15 protein-coding genes are annotated in these 18666 nt (G+C 42.0%); 8 read left to right on the top strand and 7 right to left on the bottom strand.

Annotation, left to right across the window (positions count from 1 at the left end):
- The first annotated feature begins 418 nt into the window (after positions 1 to 418).
- A complete protein-coding gene (locus I3254_RS06105; protein ID WP_057761159.1) occupies positions 419 to 1408 on the top strand; it encodes a LysR family transcriptional regulator in 990 nt (329 codons plus the stop codon).
- A 401-nt stretch (positions 1409 to 1809) separates the two neighbouring features.
- A complete protein-coding gene (locus tag I3254_RS06100) occupies positions 1810 to 3183 on the top strand; it encodes an NAD-dependent succinate-semialdehyde dehydrogenase (RefSeq protein ID WP_238052096.1) in 1374 nt (457 codons plus the stop codon).
- Positions 3184 to 3344: 161 nt separating this feature from the next.
- On the opposite strand, the gene purN is transcribed toward I3254_RS06100, so the two are convergent.
- Positions 3345 to 4037: a phosphoribosylglycinamide formyltransferase gene (gene purN / locus I3254_RS06095; RefSeq protein ID WP_238052095.1), complete on the bottom strand. Its 693-nt coding sequence runs from the start codon at positions 4035 to 4037 to the stop codon at positions 3345 to 3347.
- The gene (gene purM / locus I3254_RS06090; RefSeq protein ID WP_238052094.1) at positions 4037 to 5098 is read right to left on the bottom strand and encodes a phosphoribosylformylglycinamidine cyclo-ligase; all 1062 of its coding nucleotides are present in this window, start codon (positions 5096 to 5098) and stop codon (positions 4037 to 4039) included. Before purM ends, purN begins: the two co-directional genes overlap by 1 nt.
- Positions 5099 to 5615: 517 nt before the next feature.
- Between purM and I3254_RS06085 the strand changes: the two genes are divergently transcribed.
- From I3254_RS06085 to I3254_RS06075, 3 genes are all read left to right on the top strand, one after another.
- Positions 5616 to 6722 carry an AI-2E family transporter gene (locus tag I3254_RS06085; protein WP_238052093.1) on the top strand — a complete coding sequence of 369 codons (1107 nt, stop codon included), beginning with the start codon at positions 5616 to 5618 and terminating at the stop codon, positions 6720 to 6722.
- 328 nt (positions 6723 to 7050) lie between these two features.
- On the top strand, positions 7051 to 7854 hold the full coding sequence (gene hda, locus I3254_RS06080) for a DnaA regulatory inactivator Hda (RefSeq protein WP_160022557.1): 804 nt from the start codon (positions 7051 to 7053) through the stop codon (positions 7852 to 7854).
- Between the two features lie 87 nt (positions 7855 to 7941).
- The gene (locus I3254_RS06075; RefSeq protein ID WP_102093671.1) at positions 7942 to 8646 is read left to right on the top strand and encodes a DUF2057 family protein; all 705 of its coding nucleotides are present in this window, start codon (positions 7942 to 7944) and stop codon (positions 8644 to 8646) included.
- A gap of 118 nt (positions 8647 to 8764) precedes the next feature.
- Here the strand turns inward: I3254_RS06075 and I3254_RS06070 are convergent, their stop codons facing one another.
- Complete coding sequence (locus I3254_RS06070; RefSeq protein ID WP_238052091.1) at positions 8765 to 9250, bottom strand: Dps family protein; 486 nt, start codon at positions 9248 to 9250, stop codon at positions 8765 to 8767.
- A gap of 265 nt (positions 9251 to 9515) precedes the next feature.
- On the bottom strand, positions 9516 to 10175 hold the full coding sequence (locus I3254_RS06065) for a YcxB family protein (RefSeq protein ID WP_101206317.1): 660 nt from the start codon (positions 10173 to 10175) through the stop codon (positions 9516 to 9518).
- Between the two features lie 498 nt (positions 10176 to 10673).
- Here I3254_RS06065 and serS point away from each other — a divergent pair, with 498 nt between their 5' ends.
- Entirely contained in the window at positions 10674 to 11960 is a 1287-nt protein-coding gene (gene serS / locus I3254_RS06060) for a serine--tRNA ligase (protein WP_238052090.1), read from the top strand.
- A gap of 295 nt (positions 11961 to 12255) precedes the next feature.
- Positions 12256 to 14253 (top strand): transketolase, encoded by a 1998-nt coding sequence (gene tkt, locus I3254_RS06055; protein ID WP_238052088.1) that lies wholly within the window; start codon positions 12256 to 12258, stop codon positions 14251 to 14253.
- A 78-nt stretch (positions 14254 to 14331) separates the two neighbouring features.
- Here tkt and I3254_RS06050 read toward each other — a convergent pair whose 3' ends face one another.
- Positions 14332 to 15459, bottom strand: a complete 1128-nt coding sequence (locus tag I3254_RS06050; protein WP_238052086.1) for a Shedu immune nuclease family protein — start codon at positions 15457 to 15459, stop codon at positions 14332 to 14334.
- Positions 15460 to 15556: 97 nt separating this feature from the next.
- On the opposite strand from I3254_RS06050, the gene I3254_RS06045 reads away from it, so the two are divergent.
- On the top strand, positions 15557 to 16603 hold the full coding sequence (locus I3254_RS06045; protein ID WP_238052084.1) for an NERD domain-containing protein: 1047 nt from the start codon (positions 15557 to 15559) through the stop codon (positions 16601 to 16603).
- A 27-nt stretch (positions 16604 to 16630) separates the two neighbouring features.
- Here the strand turns inward: I3254_RS06045 and I3254_RS06040 are convergent, their stop codons facing one another.
- Both I3254_RS06040 and I3254_RS06035 read right to left on the bottom strand, forming a co-directional pair.
- Positions 16631 to 17602 carry a peptide ABC transporter ATP-binding protein gene (locus I3254_RS06040; RefSeq protein WP_238052083.1) on the bottom strand — a complete coding sequence of 324 codons (972 nt, stop codon included), beginning with the start codon at positions 17600 to 17602 and terminating at the stop codon, positions 16631 to 16633.
- On the bottom strand, positions 17599 to 18666 hold the full coding sequence (locus tag I3254_RS06035; RefSeq protein WP_238052082.1) for an ABC transporter ATP-binding protein: 1068 nt from the start codon (positions 18664 to 18666) through the stop codon (positions 17599 to 17601). Before I3254_RS06035 ends, I3254_RS06040 begins: the two co-directional genes overlap by 4 nt.

Here is an 18666-nt window from a genome sequence, read left to right as displayed (position 1 = left end):
TGATGTCATAATTGGTAGCAAGAGATGTTACAATAATGAGGTCAATTAACCGTATTTAACGACTGATAAAAACCATTAATATATTACTTAGCGATAATATTTAATCGGATAAAAACAGCTTATGAACCTAACGTTCGTCCTCTATGCTGCAAATCCTTTATAGAACTCACTATAACCACCTTACCAAGATTTATCTAATTTATGATAGTTATCTTTGGTATTTCTGTATGATATAATGTTTATATAACAGGGTCTTACGATAGGTTGAATGAGTTATAATGCAGATCTATCAGGAAAAACTAGAACCAAATTAGTAAAAAATAATGAAATTATGCTGTGATAGTGCACAAATCACCGTAGCAGCACTACAAATGCCAGCCTTAATATGGCGTTTATTCAAAAGCCAAGAGAACCAAATATGAATTTGCAGCGGGTTGATTTAAATTTATTAGTCCATCTAGATGTGTTGCTACGAGAAAAAAACGTTACTCGCGCAGCCGAGCAGCTTGGGATTACTCAGCCTGCTATGAGTAATATCTTGCGCCGTTTGCGTAAGCTGTTTAATGATCCATTATTGGTACGCTCATCTGAGGGTATGACGCCGACTGAACGCGCCCTTGAGCTACAGCCACGTATCCGTGAGATACTCGCTGACTTGACTCAAGTGTTGGAGCCACGTACCGAATTCCGCCCTTATAGTACCTCTCGTGTGTTCCGTATTATGACATCGGATTATGCCGAAGCGACCCTAGTACCTAAGCTAGTAAAAGCACTACGTTCTGAAGCGCCTAATGTGATTTTGGACTTTTTGACTCCATCAGACGTCTCTTATCGAGATATGGAGCAGGGACGAGTTGATTTAGCGATTAACCGTTTTAATGAGATACCTCAAAGCTTTCATCAGGTTCTAGTATGGCGTGATACTTTTAGTTGCTTATTATCTTCTGACAGTCCTTATGCGAATCGTTTCAATTTGAAAAACTACCTTAAAGCACAGCACGTTTGGGTATCTAAAACAGGGATGGGCGTGGGCTTTGGGGTTAATCCAGAGAAATCTGGTGGACTAGGGTCTATCGATCAGGCCTTGCAGCGCCTTGGGCAAAAACGCCAAATCAGTGTCTTTACTCGACATTATCAAATGCCTGCTATGCTTGCAGCAAATAAAGATTTGATAGCGACTTTGCCTACGCGTGTGGCAAGAATGCAGGCAAATAACGACAGTATCATGATGGAAGATCCGCCGTTTTTTATTCCTGAGTTTGAGCTTACGATGGCATGGTCACCTCTATTGCAGCATCACCCAGCCCATCGTTGGTTACGTCAGTTAATTATGCATGTGGCACGACAAGTCGTTGCTGAAGAAGAAAATCCACCACAAGAGATACCGGTGATTAACCATTTGTTTTGATTGGTTTGTGTGAGTTGGACTTATCTTTTATCAGAGCGGAATATTCCTGATTATCTGAATCTTTAATAAAAGTATTTCTCTTTAGATCCCACTCTATATAGTTATTAGACCAGCCACTAGGCTGGTTTTTTGTGTTCTAGCGTTTAGTAGTTAATATATAATATTCAGTTATACTTAATAAGTCAGTCACACTATTAACATCTTCAACACACTTCACAATATATTGTAAAACTCTTAATCAAATAGCTTGTTAAGATAACGGCAGATAGAAAACGAGCTACCAATAGACTGTGCTATCGACGTAAATTTAATAATTAAAACTGTCACAGCAAAATAACTACAAGTGGCAATAAACCCGATTATAAATCCCAAATATAAATTTGAATAATAAGGACATCTACATGTCAGATATTACTACTGTTAACCCAGCAACGGGCGAAGACATTAAAAATTATGATTACATGAGCAACGACGAAGTTAACAAGATTGTCGACGCGTCACATAATGCATTCTTAGAATGGCGTACTGTGAGTCATGAAGAACGTGGGCGTGTCATCAAGTCCATCGGTGACAAACTGATGGAGTATAAGGAGGAGCTATCTAAGCTTATGACCGAAGAGCGCGGTAAGCTCTATGGTCAAAGTCAGCAAGAAGTAGATCTCTGTAAAGCAATTTGTGATTACACTGCTGAAAACGGTGTTGCTGCGCTTGCAGATGATGAGCGAGATATCGAAAGCATGAAAAAAGGTATCGTGACTTATCAACCAATCGGCGTCATCTATGGTATGCAACCTTGGAACTTCCCAGCGTATCAAGTATTCCGTTATACCATTGCAAACTTGATGGCGGGTAACAGTGTTCTGCTAAAACACGCATCTAACGTCACGGGTTCTGGTCTATTAATTGAAAAAATTCTTCACGAGTCTGAATTACCAAGTGATTTATTCCGTACGATTATCATTGACCATGATCAATCAGAAGCATTGATTGGCAATGACAAAGTACGTGGCGTGACACTAACAGGTAGTGACAAAGCAGGCGTGATCGTTGGACAGCAAGCAGCTAAGGCGATTAAGAAAGCGGTATTAGAGCTAGGTTCAAATGATGCATTCATCGTATTAGAAGATGCTGATATCGAAACTGCTGTAGAAATTTGTACTCAAGCACGTTTAATTAATAACGGTGAAACTTGTGTAGCAGCCAAACGCTTTATCGTAGTCGATAGCGTATATGACGAATTCCGCAAGCGTATCGTTGAGAAATTTGAAGGTACCAAAGCGGGTGATCCAATGGATGACAGCTCAGATATCGGTCCATTAGCACGTGCAGATTTGCGTGAGCAGCTACATGAGCAAGTAGAGCAGAGTGTTGCTAAGGGTGCAACGATTGCTGTTGGCGGTAAAGTACCTGAAGGTAAAGGTAGCTTCTATCCAGCAACTATCCTAGAGAACGTCGAAAAAGGTCAGCCTGCATATGATGACGAACTATTTGGCCCTGTCGCTTCGTTGATTCGTGCCAAAGATGAAGACGACGCAATGCGCATCGCTAACGACAGTCGTTATGGTTTAGGTGGCGCGATTTTCTCAAAAGACGAAGAGAAAGCCGTGCGTCTAGCACGTGAGCAGTTCGATACTGGTATGGTCTATATCAATGGTTATGGTCTTGCCAATCCTGCACTACCATTTGGTGGCGTGAAAAACTCAGGCTATGGCCGTGAGCATGGTGGCTTCGGTATCAAAGAATTTGTCAACATTAAAGCAGTTCACGTATTTTAAGAATGAACTGATTAGACGAATTAGCTAAATAAATAACTATTTACGATTTTAAATAATAAATAGTTATCAAATAAAAAAGCCCAGTTACTCATTACGAGTAGCTGGGCTTTTTATTGCGCTATATAAAGTGGTATTAAAAGCAGCTTAATGAGCTGAGATTTTTATCCATCTATAAGCAATTGCAAAGGTAACGTCGGTAGGTAAGTCTCCGTTTGCGATGGTGTATTATTTGCTTCAAGTGATAATACGTTTTTTGCTAGTAGTAAAATCGTCCAAGGCAGCAATTGATGTTCAAGTTTCTGTACCCGTGACTGTAAGCTCTCTGCAGTGTCGTTAATATCGACATTCAATACAGCTTGAGTCAATACCTGACCCGCATCAAGCTCCGCTGTGACTTTATGAATACTACAACCGTGACGACGTTCACCAGACTGTATGACTCGTTTGTGAGTATCTAAACCTTTATAAACCGGAAGTAGAGAAGGGTGAAGATTAATCATGGGCGCTGGTACATTATCGATGAATGCGCCACTTAGTACGCGCATAAATCCGGCCAAGACGATTAAGTCAGGTTGCCATGCTATTAGCTGCTCATTGGCATGGGTTTCAAATGTTTTGATGCCCATACGTTTACCATTAGCAACGTGTGACAATACCGCAACTGGAATATTGGCATCTTTAGCACGTGTCAAAGCATAAGCATCTTCACGGTTACTAATGACACCAACGATTTCAATCGGTAGCGCACCTGCTTGCATTGCATTGATTAACACTTGCAGGTTGCTACCACTTCCTGAGACTAGAACAGCAATGCGTAATGGTTTGATAGGCTGGCTTGCATTATCAGTTGACATTAACGGTACACCACTGCATCCGCCTGGCCATCAGTGCTGCGTTTGATCATTTCACCTAGTTGCCAAGCTGTTTCGCCCGCATCAGTCAAGGTCTGGATAGCAGCTTCTGCTTTGTCTTTTGGCATAACGATGACAAAACCAACGCCGCAGTTAAAGGTACGGTACATCTCGCTCTGCGCGATATTACCTTGGGTCTGTAGCCAAGTGAATAGTTCTGAGAACTGCCAGCTATTGGTATCGATGCTCGCTGCTAGGTTATCAGGTAGTACACGTGGCAGGTTGTCCGTTAGACCACCACCTGTGATGTGTGACATCGCATGTAAAGCTGAGCTACCAAGCGTATCTTGTAATGCCTTGATTGCTTTTACATAGATACGGGTAGGAGCCATTAGAGCATCTTGAATAGGCTGACCGTCTAGTTGCTCGTCGCTACTCGTAACATCCACACCGCTAACTTCGATGACTTTACGAACCAATGAATAGCCGTTTGAATGCGCGCCACTTGAGGCAAGTGCAATCAGTACATCGCCTTCTGCGACATTTTCACCAGTGACGACTTCTGCTTCTTCAACCACGCCTACGCAAAATCCAGCTAGATCGTAATCGTCATCTTGATACATGCCTGGCATTTCAGCAGTTTCACCGCCGATAAGCGCACAGTTAGCAAGTTTACAACCATCACCAATACCAGTCACGACAGTCGCCGCTACATCGACATCGAGCTTACCAGTTGCATAATAATCTAAGAAAAATAATGGCTCTGCGCCGCAAACCAGTAGATCATTGACGCACATTGCGACCAAATCAATACCAATCGTGTCATGACGGTTCAGCTGTAGCGCCAATTTTAGTTTGGTGCCGACGCCATCAGTGCCAGAAACCAATAATGGTGAAGTATAACCTGTTGGGATGCGGCATAACGCACCAAAACCGCCAAGTCCACCCACGACTTCAGGACGAGTAGTGGCTTTTGCAACGGACTTGATTCGCTGAACCAAAGCATCGCCTGCATCGATATCAACACCGGCATCTTTGTAGCTTAAAGAAGGCTTGTCACTCATAGTCATCTCACAGTTGGGGATAGATAATTGGGATTAGAAGGTAAAGTAATTGAGCACGCAAAAATTAGCGTTATAAAGTTCAAAAGCAAAGTTTAAAGACAGTGCGCGCATTATACCCAAAAACAGACCGTACTCGCAAAGCAACTTGCCAATATTTGACTAAGATTTGCATTAAGTGGCAAATAAGCCGTTAAGAAACAAAAAATGACTGATTTTTTGTTGTACTCTGCGATAATAGAACGCTAAATTTATTGTCAATAATGACCTTAATACAAGTTCAAATGTAATTGACAGAATAAAAACTACTAAACATAAATTTATCAAAAATTAGATTTTTTAGGAACGTTGATACGTCTCAGTTTAGCTAGCTAAAACTAATGAGAAAAGAAGGAAATTCGCCTAGTGATACATAGTGATGGCTGTAGTTATATCATTTAGAAATCGCTATTACTGACTCCCTGTCACTTTTTCAAACCTGTCACTTTTTTAACCTCGTCCAACTATGGGATTACTTGCCATGATGAATCAACCAATAGATCCTTTTTTTCGGCGTTTATTTATTGTCGTGGCGTTAGTGGTGGCTGTGTTTCTCTTGTATTTAATGATGCCCGTCATCGTGCCTTTCGTTTTTGCCTTCATATTGGCTTATCTATTTAACCCTCTAGTCAAGCGCCTATCAAAATATATCAAGCGTTGGGTCGCGATTATTATTGTCTACTCGACGATTACTTTAGGGATGGCGTTATTATTATGGTGGTTAGTACCGACACTATGGCATCAGCTGCAAGCGGCGTGGGATTATTTGCCAAAGATATTTAATTGGTATAACCAAGTCGTACGAGAGTGGTTCAATAGTAATACTCGTATCAAACTGCCTGAACTAGAGTCGAAAGAATTTTCTGATACCCTCGTCGATTATATGCAAACGAATTATAAGTTCGCTGATGCTAGTACCATGATGAGCCAAATACTGACCTCAAGTATGAACTTCATCAATAATGCAGGTCTGATTGTATTGGTGCCTATTTTGACCTTTTATTTTCTATTTAATTGGGATCAGCGTTTGCATAACTGGAAGATGGCGATACCAGGGGCTTATTGTCAAAAAGTGACTGAAATAGCTAAAGAATGTGATCTGGCATTGATGGCGTTTATCAAAGGTCAATTGCTGGTGATGGTGTTGCTAGGCGCTATTTATGCCGTACAGTTACAGCTCATTGGATTGGAGCTTGGGCTTATCATTGGTATGGTAGCAGGCATTGCCAGTTTTGTACCGTATTTAGGATTTGGTATTGGTTTTATCGCGGCTATTATCGCCTGCCTATTTCAGTTCGGATTGGACTGGACGTATTTGTCATTGGTCGTAGGTGCGTTCTTGATTGGACAAGCTGCAGAGGGTTATATCCTGCAGCCGTTACTCTTAGGTGATAAGATTGGTCTATCCCCACTATGGGTAATATTTGCTGTATTGGCAGGCGCTAGCCTATTAGGTTTTGTCGGTATGCTTATTGCCTTACCTGTGTCGGCTGTCTTAAATGTGTTGTTCCGCCATTTATACAGCTATTATCGAACGACTGACTTTTATAAAGGTCGTAAACAACTGGCATTGTTTGAAAAAAGATAATTATCTTATTATTGAATGCACTAGATAAAGATTGATATGTAATATCAAGATAGGAACGCAATGATTGATAAGGCTTAATGGGTAAAAGACTTGTCAGTTATTTTGTAAATATGTTATATATAGGCGCAGTGTTGATAGTATCAACCGTTTTAGTACCAGTTTTGCTAACGTTGTTTTCGACAAAGTGACTGACCTATTTTTGCAAAGGATATAGGGCCATTAACTACAGTTGTATCGGCTAGTATTGATAATAATGAATACAGCTCAAAACAATCTATCTTTTTTATTATATTTTTCCATTGCACTACGTAACACGAGTTGATGATTCATGGCAGAAGCACAGCTAAGTCTCAATCTGGACATTAAGCACGATGCAAGTCTTAGCGACTTTGCCGGTCCCGGTTGGATGTCGATTATTGATGCAGTACGGCAGTTACATGTCGGCCTGATCGGTCAACTATATCTGTTTGGTAGCCCTGCTACAGGTAAGTCTCATTTGCTGTCTGCTATTTGCGAGTCATTTGTCGAGATGGACAAATCGGCTATCTGTTTGTCCCTTAATGAGCTGATTCATACAGATGTCCACGTACTATCATCTTTAGAAAACTTTGATCTTATCGCCATTGATGATTTGGAAGTGCTTGAGCAAAGCAGTCAGTGGCAAGAAGCTTTATTTCACCTGATCAATCGTAGTCGAGAAGGGCAACGCCAGTTGTTGTTTGCCGCTAATAAACCCGCTGATGATTTACCATTTCAGTTAAGAGATTTAATGACGCGTTTGGCACAAGCACCAACCTTTAAAGTGCCTACTGGTCATGATTTTGCAGATAGACAAGCACTATTACAGTCTATTTTGCGTCGGCGCGGATGGCAGTTTGACGATCGAATTATTGATCACTTACTAACTGATGGACCGCATCGTATCGGTGCGATGATGGAAGTACTTAATTATATTCAACCAATGTTCTCTAACCTTGGTCGCAGTAACATCTCAAAAGCAGTCATAAGTGATGCTCTGCGTACCATTGATGAGCAAACGCTTGCCGCAGAGTTGGCGGATATCGCTCAAGAGACGCAAGTAGATAACGACACGCCTGATCAAGACCAACATACGATGCCACTTGATTTTTAGCAGCAAGACTTTTAGCAGCAAAAAATGAATAACCGTAAGAATACGAATCTTTTGTCCAACTCGCTTTTACTATTAATGGAATAACTTATGAAATCGAATGCTTCTTTGCTAAAAAAATTAACGATAGGCACGTTGTTGGTGGGGGCTGCCTCGGTCTCTATGTTGTCACAGGCAGCAGTGACCCTACAGGTTGATGACCATATCAAAGTAACCGCTATTAATGGACAGGAAATTCAGCAGAGCGCTTTTCAGCCGCTGCAGAAAACATTTACGTTACAGCCTGGACAACATGCTATTACTGCTAAGTATGACCGTTTATATAACTTGCGTCGTGATGAGCATGATTATTTGCGTTCAGGTAATGTCAGTGTGACGGCACAATTGGCCGACAATCAAACATATCGTTTGACTATGCCTAATCAACCAGAAGATTATGAAGCTGCTAGAGAATATGCCAAGCAGCCTACGCTCGCTGTGCAACAAAACAATACTGTCATTGCTAGCCAGCAAAGTATGGCCGGTAACCAAGGTGGTCTATTTTCAGGCCTTGGTAAAGCGCTAGGCGGCGTGTTCGGCGGTGCAGGTGATGCAGAGTTACAGAACCAACGTGCTATCGCCTCTTTAGATCAACCAGTAGTAAATTCTACTAGCAACGTCAACACTGGCACGACCACTGTTAAGCAAACATCTAGCGTAAATACTTCTACTAGTACGTTAGATACGTTTATGCAAGTATGGCTACAAGCCACGCCTGCTGAACGTGAAAAAATGCGTCAATGGATCGAAAAATAAAACAGTCTTTTCTAAAAGATAGACAATAAAAAAGCACCTAATTAGGTGCTTTTTTATTATTTAGTATTTGATGATCATTAGGCTTATTAAAATTTAGCCTAGTAAAATCTAACGATTCTTAACCCAAAAACGCGTTATACATCCATACCAGTTTTTCTTGCTCTTGTACGTAAGCATCGATTAGGTCAGCTGAACCTTGGTCTTCGCTCTCTTCTGCTAACGCTGATACTTGGCGTTGCTCTGCAATTAACGCTTGTAAGCCAGTGACTACGCCTTTGACACAGCTTGTGCCATCTTTGACGTTTTTGTCTTCACTAATACTAGTATGCTGCGTAAAATCGCTATAAGCGTGAAGTGGTGTACCACCCAAAGTTAAGATACGCTCAGCGATTTCATCAATTTGTAATTGTAGTGACGTATATAGCTCTTCAAATTTTGGATGCAAGGTAAAGAAGTGCTCACCTTTTACGTTCCAATGATATCCACGTACGTTTAAATAAAACACATGATACGTTGATAGTAGATTGTTTAATTGGGCGATGACTTCGCTCATGTCTGCCTTTTCTAGACCGATCTGGTTAGTAGCGTTATTAGAATTGCTCATAGTATTGTCCTTATAGTGTGAGTGTAGTTATATGATAATAAATAAAGAAGAATAAAGACTCTAATCAATTGAAATACAGCGAAAATACTTTAGTTTTTATCTGTACCTATCAATATAAACTCTATCTCTTCCTTTGATGCTTATAATAATAGCAAACTATTATTAATAAGTTAAATTTAATAAATACAATTTTACGATTGGTTTTATAAAACTAAAACCAAGTCTCTTTACTGTTTTTCTAAACGATAGAGAGACCTCATTACATTTACGCTGGTGGCTGCAAGTTTTCAGGATTTAAGCCTTTAACGGGAACCACTTCTTGTAAATGTTGACGTATCGTATCGATAGGAAACTTCTGTGCTTGCAAGCGTTTCGGTACGATTTGGCTACCTTGCTGACCTTTTAGCTCAAACATCATAAAGATATAGTCGTCAGTCTCATCCCAGCTCTTGATAGAGGTCCAAGGAATAACCGCTTGCTGAGTTGCGCCTGCACGCATTTGCATACCGCGCATTTGCGAGTTTTTCATCATATCAGGCTGGTTGCTTGGCATCGCCATGACTAGACCATGCTTTTGTACACCTAACTTCATTTGGCGCATTTCATCTGGCATCTCTTGGTCGGCCACTTGTTTGTCAAACTCTCTTTTTACGTACCATTTAAAACCTAAAGTACGCGCCAATAGATATATCACCACACCAACCAGCATTAACCAAAAGATAATGGTTGAATAGCCTGTTACAAAGATAAGTCCTGCAATAGCAAGTACCACAACCACTGCCATGATGATCCACTCTTTGGTCTTAAAGCTTGATAAACCAAAAGACGGGCTGGCACTGGCAAACAGTTCATACTGTGCTTGGTGGAATTCAGCCTCAGTTAGGTTTAAGGCGACAGGTTGGAGCGTGTAGGGGTACAAGGCCATAAAGGTTTCTCAAATACTTATATTAAAAGCGTTGGATTAAAACTGCCAAAGCGAAGCAGCAATGCTGTACTTGGCTAGAAGTGAATAAAGGTATGCGCTTATCTTACCGAAAAGTACTCCTAAATGAAACATATAAGCAAGACTGTTCACGGATAGATGTTATATTAATGACGTAGTTCACGCTCTATACTCAGTTTATTCAGACTAGACGAAAGCAAAAGTGAGCAATTAAAAACAGAATAGCTTGCTATAAGCGATTAGCATAATGAACAAAACCTAAAGAAAGTCAGCCAAAAACAGGGAAAAGCAGTCAAAGATATCCAAAACATGGTCAAATCTGCCGTGTCTTGGTATTATAGCGACTACCAGATATGTTGATATAAAACATAACGTCATAGCCGGTTATCACAAAGACCGTGATAGCGATGCGCTAGGCAATTACTCTATTAATAATACTTTTAAACCTTTTACTCACCTTTAGTGTTACAGGCAACTACTATGATTGATCCGAAACTCTTACGCGGCGATTTAAGCGACCTACAACAGCAGCTAGCCACCCGTGGTTATGAGCTTGATATGGAGTTCTGGCAGACGATTGAAAACGAGCGTAAGTCTCTACAAGTCAAAACCGAAGAGTTGCAATCGCGCCGTAATGCTGGTGCAAAGCAAGTAGGTGCCCTAAAAAAATCAGGCGAAGATGCCAGTGAGCTATTGGCTGAGATGCAAAGCGTTAGCGGTGAGATTAAAGCTGCGGAAGACGAGCTACGTACGCTACAAGAGCGCATCACTCAAGCGGCTTTGCAAATTCCGAATATTCCGGCGGCGGATGTACCAGTCGGTACGTCAGAAGATGATAACGTAGAAGTGCGTAAGTGGGGCATGCCGCGTACGTTTGATTTTGAAATTCAAGATCATACACACATCGGTGAGACACTTGGTATGTTGGACTTTGAGGCAGCGACCAAATTGACTGGTAGCCGTTTTAACGTGCTTAAAGGACAATTGGCGCAATTGCATCGAGCGTTGATTCAATTTATGTTGAACACGCACACGATGAAGTACGGCTATCTTGAGACCTATGTGCCTTATATCGTTAATAGCGATAGCTTAAAAGGTACGGGTCAGCTGCCTAAGTTTGAAGATGATTTGTTTAAGCTAAGCAATCACACCAATAACGATGAGATGGATTTTTACCTTATTCCAACCGCTGAAGTGCCAATGACCAATTTGGTACGCGGCGAGCGTTTGGATATTAAAGAGCTTCCATTAAAATTCACGGCGCATACACCATGTTTCCGTAGTGAAGCTGGCTCACACGGGCGTGATACTCGCGGCTTGATTCGTCAGCATCAGTTTGAAAAAGTTGAAATGGTCAATGTCGGTACCGCTGAGCAATCTGATGACTTGCTTGAGGCAATGACAGGGCAGGCTGAATATATCTTGCAGCAGTTGAACTTGCCATACCGCACGGTACAGCTATGTACTGGCGATATGGGTTTTGCCGCACAAAAGACTTATGACATCGAAGTATGGTTGCCAAGCCAAGATACCTATCGTGAAATCTCTAGCTGCTCTAACTGTGGTGATTTCCAAGCGCGCCGTATGGGTACGCGTATCAAAGATGGCAAGCAAACCAGCTTAGCTCATACTTTAAATGGTTCAGGTTTGGCCGTGGGTCGTACGCTACTGGCAGTGATGGAAAATCATCAAAACGCTGATGGTAGCATTATGATTCCAGAAGTATTGCGTCCGTTTATGGGCGGTGCTGAGACTATTTCAGTTTAATAGATTGAATATAAGTAATGAGCTGCTTGTCACTTAGGTCACTCGCAGCTTGTTATTTATAACTTAAATCAAAGTCCGTCATTGCTTATCGTTTAACAAAACTGATGTGAGTCATTGCTAAATATAAACGGTCTTGTCACCGCATTTTTGGCTTGGCTCATAGCAAATATGTTAATATTGCACTTTTATTTTATAGCTTATCCATTGAGGACGCCTGTCGCGTTTTTGATGGATTATCCTCTGAGTAAACTCTCCTCTTATCTTTATACGACTCATTCGAATATTAGGACACTCTATGCCAGCTCCAATTAGCGAACGTAAACTAGCCAATGCCATCCGTGTACTGTCGTTTGACGCGGTTCAAAAAGCCAACTCTGGACATCCGGGTGCGCCAATGGGTATGGCTGATATTGCCGAAGTTTTGTGGCGCAAATTTTTGAAGCACAATCCAGCTGATCCTAATTGGCACAACCGTGATCGCTTTGTACTGTCAAACGGTCATGGCTCGATGCTTATTTATTCATTGCTACATTTATCAGGTTATGATGTGAGCGTTGATGACCTTAAAGGTTTCCGTCAGCTGCATTCAAAAACCCCAGGGCATCCTGAACTTGGTTATACGCCTGGTGTAGAAACGACGACTGGTCCACTAGGACAAGGTATTGCTAATGCCGTTGGTTTTGCGATTGCAGAAAAAACCCTAGCCGCACAGTTCAACCGTGAAGGTCATAATATCGTTGACCATAATACCTATGCATTCTTAGGCGATGGGTGCTTGATGGAAGGTATTAGTCATGAAGTGTGCTCGCTCGCTGGCACGTTGGCGCTTGGCAAGTTGGTATTCTTCTATGATGACAATGGCATCTCAATCGACGGTAATGTCGAAGGCTGGTTTACTGATGATACCGAAGCGCGTTTCGAGTCATACGGCTGGCAAGTGATCAAAGTCGATGGTCATGATACCGATGCGATCACGCAAGCAACTGAGCAAGCGATTGCAGAGACTGCTAAGCCAAGTTTAATTATTTGCAAAACCACAATCGGTGCTGGTAGCCCGAACAAACAAGGTCTAGCGGCTAGTCATGGTGCGCCACTTGGTGATGACGAGATTGCCTTGACCCGTGATGCACTATCTTGGAAGCATGCTCCATTTGAATTAGATGACGAAATCTATGAAGCATGGGATGCTAAAGCCAAAGGCGATGTACAGCAAAAGAACTGGGACGCTGACTTTGAAGCGTATAAAAAAGCCTATCCAGAGCTTGCTGCAGAACTATCACGCCGTCTAAATGGCGAGTTGCCTGCTGACTTTGACCGCCAAGCACAGGCCTATATTCAGCAAACGCAAGAAGCGGGCGGTGATGTCGCTAGTCGTAAAGCGAGCCAAAATGCTATCAATAGCTTGCAGCCATTATTACCAGAACTATTGGGCGGTTCAGCAGATTTAGCTGGCTCAAACCTCACGCTATTCAAAGGCGCTAAAGGTATCGAAAAAGACGCTGATGGTAACTATATCTATTACGGTGTGCGCGAGTTCGGTATGACTGCGATTGCCAATGGTATCGCATTGCATGGCGGCTTTATCCCTTACGTAGCGACGTTCCTGATGTTTATGGAATACGCACGTAACGCAGTACGCATGGGCGCATTGATGAAGCAGCGCGTCATCCACGTCTATACCCATGACTCTATCGGTCTTGGTGAAGATGGCCCAACGCATCAGCCAGTTGAGCAATTGACTAGCCTACGTACCACGCCAAACCTACGTACATGGCGTCCGTGTGATGCGACTGAATCTGCAAGCGCTTGGGTAGAAGCAATCAAATCTGAAAACAACCCATCAGCATTGATCTTTAGCCGTCAAAGCTTGCCACATCAAGCACGTGACAGTGAGCAAGTAGCGAACATCACTAAAGGTGGTTATGTACTGGCGAAAGAGCAGGGCGAGCTACAAGCCATCATCATCGCAACTGGTTCAGAAGTTGGCCTAGCGATGGAAGCGTACGAAGCATTGAGCGCAAATGGTGTTGGCGTACGTGTAGTGTCTATGCCATGTGCTGAGATTTTCGTTGAGCAAGATACTAGCTATCGTGAAGCGGTATTGCCAAGCAATATCCGTGCTCGCGTCGCAGTCGAAGCCGCGCATGTAGATTACTGGTATAAGTTCGTTGGTCTAGATGGCAAAGTCATCGGTATGACCACTTATGGCGAATCTGCTCCAGCTAGCGATCTATATAAAGAGTTTGGTATTACGACTGATGCTGTGGTTGAAGCGGTAAATAGTTTGGTATAATAAACTATTTGAATAACTTTAAAGCCCTAAGCTAATTAGATCAGCTTAGGGCTTTTTCAATTCTATACAGTAGGAAAATTACGATTTGTGTTCAACGATAAATTTGGCTCTTTCAGATAACTCATCATAGGTAATGATTTCAACGTTTCGAGAGTCTCTACGAAATAATTCAAAAGTTTTCAGTTTTATCTTTTTTTCTTTGTCAGAGCTTTTACTCTCTTCTAAATTTGTTAACGAACCAATAATTAAGAAAGTTTTAGAGTCGCACGCACTTTGTGTAATTGTTTTTCCATCCTCGTCAAACAGTTCTTTTTGTTCTACCTTTATTTCACCACAAGCTTTTTGCTCAAGAATTTGTGAGTAAGAGTCAAGTAACTCAGGAGATAATTTCCAGCAACCAGCTCGATTTTGAGAGTTCTTGAACAAAGTAGTAGTAGGAAGTTTGATTTCTACGAAGGATGTAAATCTCTTATCACCAAGTAAAAAATCTGATATTACCCCGTCTTTACCCGCGTCATCTGTATCAGAAGCATGAAATTCTTTCTGCAATATACCTTGGAATCGGTAGTCTAGTCCGTAACCAAATATCCATTGGTTTAAAGTGAAAAATTCCTGCCAAGCTGTTTCATCTTTTGTGTTTGGTTTGTCTAAAACCTCTCTTTTATATTCAGACATATAGTCTTCATCTAATAGCATTCTAAATATTTCTAATTGGGATTTTCTATATCCAGTGCTAACAATGTCATGAGATGTGATATTATCAGATGCTAATATTTGCTTCAAAATATCTTCACCTTCTCCATTTTCCATTATTTTCATAAAATTTTTGAATATTTCTGCATTATCGTTATTTGAAGAAAGAGTTGTTTGCTTTTCATTAAAGCTACTAACATCAATATCAATTAGAAAAGATAAAAAGGCTTTAAGTTGATCAGTACAAATTTTATTTAAACGCAAAGTTTCTTTTTCTTTTCCTCCAACAAATTTTGCTATTTCCAGTGTTCGAGCTTCACTACTATTTTTGCTAAATATGATTTTTATCTGAGTTCTTGAAGCGAGTTTGATCAAGTAAGTTGATCCATTTTCAATAATTTCCTCAGAAATTATTGAAAAGAATTTTCCCCCTTCAAATTCATGTTGATAGATTGTATCCAGTTTTGAATTGAAAATAATTTCTTCTTCATTGGGTTTTGTTAAATCAAACATGATTGGTTTATCTCTTTTTTATAGACTATTGTTTATACTAGAATGTATCATAAGTATGCTCGATAGTATTAAGTATTTTTCTAGTTTAAGGAAAGAGATGTCCCTAAAATCCAGCTTTAAAGGTTTCCTAGGCGAGACCGTCATCAACGTCGCCATGTGGCTAAAGCTTGAAAAAGACGTCTACCACCGTTTAAACGGTATTACCTTACCAAGGGCCAATGGTGGTAGTACACAAATCGATCATATCATCGTCTCTGTGTACGGCATTTTTGTGATTGAGACGAAAAACTATAAAGACTGGATATATGGTAGCGAGAACCATAGACAGTGGACACAAGTTTTCCAAAATGGAAGTAAATTCAAATTCCAAAACCCATTGCGCCAAAACTACTTGCACATTAAGACGCTCGCAGATTTATTAGGCTTGGAGCTGAGCTACTTCCATTCGATGATTGCCTTTATCGGTGAGTGCGAATTAAAAACCCGCGATGAGTTACCCGAGCATGTATTGACGAGTGGTATGGTCTCGTATGTGAAGAAAAAGCAAGATAAGCTACTGACTGAAGACGAGGTCACATCCATTGTTGAGCAGATTAATAGCAATAGATTTAGTAAGTCTTGGCGTACCAATAGAGAGCATAAAGCCTATCTAAAAGCCAAGCATAGCAATCCAAGCCAGAATACGAATAAGCAGCCTAGCGGTAACGCTAATGATAAACCAACTGCTAAAGTGGCTAATAAGCCTGTATCAGAGCCGATAGTAGAAGAAACCGCTAAACGAGCTATTCTAAAAAGTAGAGAAGTGCATCGATGGTCTGGTCAGACTGAGATTGAATCTAGCGCGTTACCAATTGATAGTATGGACAATCAGCAGGCAGGCACTCAGCATACAATTACATCGCACGATATTGCTGATAAGGTTTTTCTTACGCCGTTTGAGGTTGTAGAGCTTGAATTAGCAGCGAGTTCCTCTGCGACAGTTGAGGTGATAGACCATACAGCTGATTTAATTCAAACGCCAACCTGCCCGAGATGTAACGGTGAGATGATCAAGCGCGTGGCAAAAAAAGGCCTGAATCAAGGGCAGGCCTTTTTTGGTTGTAGCAAATTTCCTAAGTGTCGCGGTGTGGTGAATATTGATTAATCGTTAATTATCTTAACCTTAATCATCTTAACCATATATCTCTTCTAAACGTAAACAAGCAACCAATCGACCATCCCATTCGCGCAGTTGTGGCTCTACTTCGCTGCATTGCTGCTTAGCATAGGGGCAGCGTTTGTGTAGGGCGCAACCACTTGGTGGATTGAGCGGACTTGGTAGCTCACCTTGTAGGGTTAAATCATTCTTATGACCATTTACCGTTGGGGCAGCAGCCAATAACGCGATGGTATAGGGATGCTTTGGCGCATTATAAATCGCTTCTTTGGGGCCGTGTTCGACGGCCTGACCCAAGTACATCACCATCACATCATCAGCCACATGGCGCACGACGGATAAATTGTGCGAGATAAAGACGTAAGCGGTGCGATACTCATCCTGCAAATCCATAAATAGATTTAAGACTTGCGCTTGGATTGATACATCGAGTGCGGAAGTTGGCTCATCAGCGACGACGATTTTAGGATTGAGCATCATGGCGCGGGCGAGGGCAATACGTTGACGCTGACCACCCGAAAACATATGTGGATAACGACCAGCGTGTTCGGGACGTAGACCGACATGTCTCATCATCTCGTTGATTTTGTCACGCTTTTCCTCTTTAGACAGTTTGGTATGGATATCCAATGGTTCTGTCAATTGATAGCCAATGGTATGACGCGGGTTCAAGCTACCATAAGGATTTTGAAAGACCATTTGAATTTCAGTACGCAGCTCTTTTAGCGCTTTTCTGCTATAGCCTGTGGTGCCTTCATCGTTGATAAATAGCTCACCATGTGTAGGCGATTCGATCAGTGTCAACTGGCGGGCAAGGGTGGATTTTCCGCAGCCTGACTCACCAACTACGGCCAATGTCTTGCCAGCTTCAAGCTCGAATGAGACGCCATTGAGCGCTTTTACGTAGGCCTTTGCTTTGCCCAGACCTTGTGATACTGGGTAGTGCTTGTGTAGATTGTCTGCTTTTAGGACCACTTTATTACTCATACTTGTGACTCCAGGGTAGCAGCGTGAGAGGGGCGAGAAGTAATATTAGAATCAATACAGCGCACCTTGCCATTGGGCGTATCTAAAATAGGTGGCGGTACTTCGCAAGCAGGCTCTTTATAAGGGCAACGAGGAGACAACAAGCAACCAGCTGGCCGGTCATATTGACTTGGCACGACACCGGGCAAGCTGTTTAGACGGTCTTGACCGATAGCGAGCTCTGGGATGGCTTGCAGTAATGCCTCGGTATAAGGATGAGCAGGATTTTGGAAAATCTCCGGTACGGTACTGGTTTCTACCACTTGTCCCGCATACATGACCGCGACATCACGCGAGTTTTGTGCGACCAGTCCCAAGTCGTGGGTGATCAATACCATCGCCATTTGTTTTTCGCGTTGCAATCGGCTCAGCAAATCCATGATCTGCGCTTGTACCGTGACATCGAGCGCAGTGGTTGGCTCATCTGCGATAAGCAGTTTTGGCTCACAAGCAATGGCCATCGCAATCATAACCCGTTGACTCATACCGCCTGATAGCTGATGCGGATAGACTTTGAGACGGTTTTTGGCATCGGGCATTTCGACCAACTCTAGCAGTTCTAAGATGCGTGTTTGTACTGCTGCGCCTCGTAAACCAAGATGCTTGCGTAGCACTTCACCTAGCTGCATCTCAACCGTAAAGCTTGGATTTAGGCAAGACATGGCATTCTGAAAAATCATAGAGATGTCTTTGCCAATGATGCCGCGTCTCTCTTTGGCTGACATACTAAGCATATCTTTATTATCAAAGACCACTCGTTGTGCGCGTACGGTCGCAGAAGGTGGCAACAGCCCCATCAGCGCCATCATAGTGACTGACTTACCTGAGCCAGATTCACCCACGACAGCGATGACCTCACCTTGGGTTATCTTTAACGATACATCATCGACTGCGCGAAAGGCACGCACTCCTTGTCCAAAAGTGACAGACAGGTTCTCAATATCTAACAACAATGGTGAGTCTTTTGTTGATGCACCATTCATAGACGTATGAGTGATAGGCGTATTAATTAATGGTTCAGTCAT

This window comes from Psychrobacter sp. Ps2 (assembly GCF_022129405.1).
Taxonomy (GTDB): domain Bacteria; phylum Pseudomonadota; class Gammaproteobacteria; order Pseudomonadales; family Moraxellaceae; genus Psychrobacter.
Note: the sequence above shows the minus strand (reverse complement) of the source record. Positions and strands in the feature narration are given on the sequence as shown.

Excerpts from the sequence above, each read along its gene's own strand:
- I3254_RS06105 (WP_057761159.1), top strand. The coding sequence starts at position 419 with ATGAATTTGCAGCGGGTTGATTTAAATTTATTAGTCCATCTAGATGTG.
- I3254_RS06100 (WP_238052096.1), top strand. The coding sequence starts at position 1,810 with ATGTCAGATATTACTACTGTTAACCCAGCAACGGGCGAAGACATTAAA.
- purN (WP_238052095.1), bottom strand. The coding sequence starts at position 4,037 with ATGTCAACTGATAATGCAAGCCAGCCTATCAAACCATTACGCATTGCT.
- purM (WP_238052094.1), bottom strand. The coding sequence starts at position 5,098 with ATGAGTGACAAGCCTTCTTTAAGCTACAAAGATGCCGGTGTTGATATC.
- I3254_RS06085 (WP_238052093.1), top strand. The coding sequence starts at position 5,616 with ATGATGAATCAACCAATAGATCCTTTTTTTCGGCGTTTATTTATTGTC.
- hda (WP_160022557.1), top strand. The coding sequence starts at position 7,051 with ATGGCAGAAGCACAGCTAAGTCTCAATCTGGACATTAAGCACGATGCA.
- I3254_RS06075 (WP_102093671.1), top strand. The coding sequence starts at position 7,942 with ATGAAATCGAATGCTTCTTTGCTAAAAAAATTAACGATAGGCACGTTG.
- I3254_RS06070 (WP_238052091.1), bottom strand. The coding sequence starts at position 9,250 with ATGAGCAATTCTAATAACGCTACTAACCAGATCGGTCTAGAAAAGGCA.
- I3254_RS06065 (WP_101206317.1), bottom strand. The coding sequence starts at position 10,175 with ATGGCCTTGTACCCCTACACGCTCCAACCTGTCGCCTTAAACCTAACT.
- serS (WP_238052090.1), top strand. The coding sequence starts at position 10,674 with ATGATTGATCCGAAACTCTTACGCGGCGATTTAAGCGACCTACAACAG.
- tkt (WP_238052088.1), top strand. The coding sequence starts at position 12,256 with ATGCCAGCTCCAATTAGCGAACGTAAACTAGCCAATGCCATCCGTGTA.
- I3254_RS06050 (WP_238052086.1), bottom strand. The coding sequence starts at position 15,459 with ATGTTTGATTTAACAAAACCCAATGAAGAAGAAATTATTTTCAATTCA.
- I3254_RS06045 (WP_238052084.1), top strand. The coding sequence starts at position 15,557 with ATGTCCCTAAAATCCAGCTTTAAAGGTTTCCTAGGCGAGACCGTCATC.
- I3254_RS06040 (WP_238052083.1), bottom strand. The coding sequence starts at position 17,602 with ATGAGTAATAAAGTGGTCCTAAAAGCAGACAATCTACACAAGCACTAC.
- I3254_RS06035 (WP_238052082.1), bottom strand. The coding sequence starts at position 18,666 with ATGACTGAACCATTAATTAATACGCCTATCACTCATACGTCTATGAAT.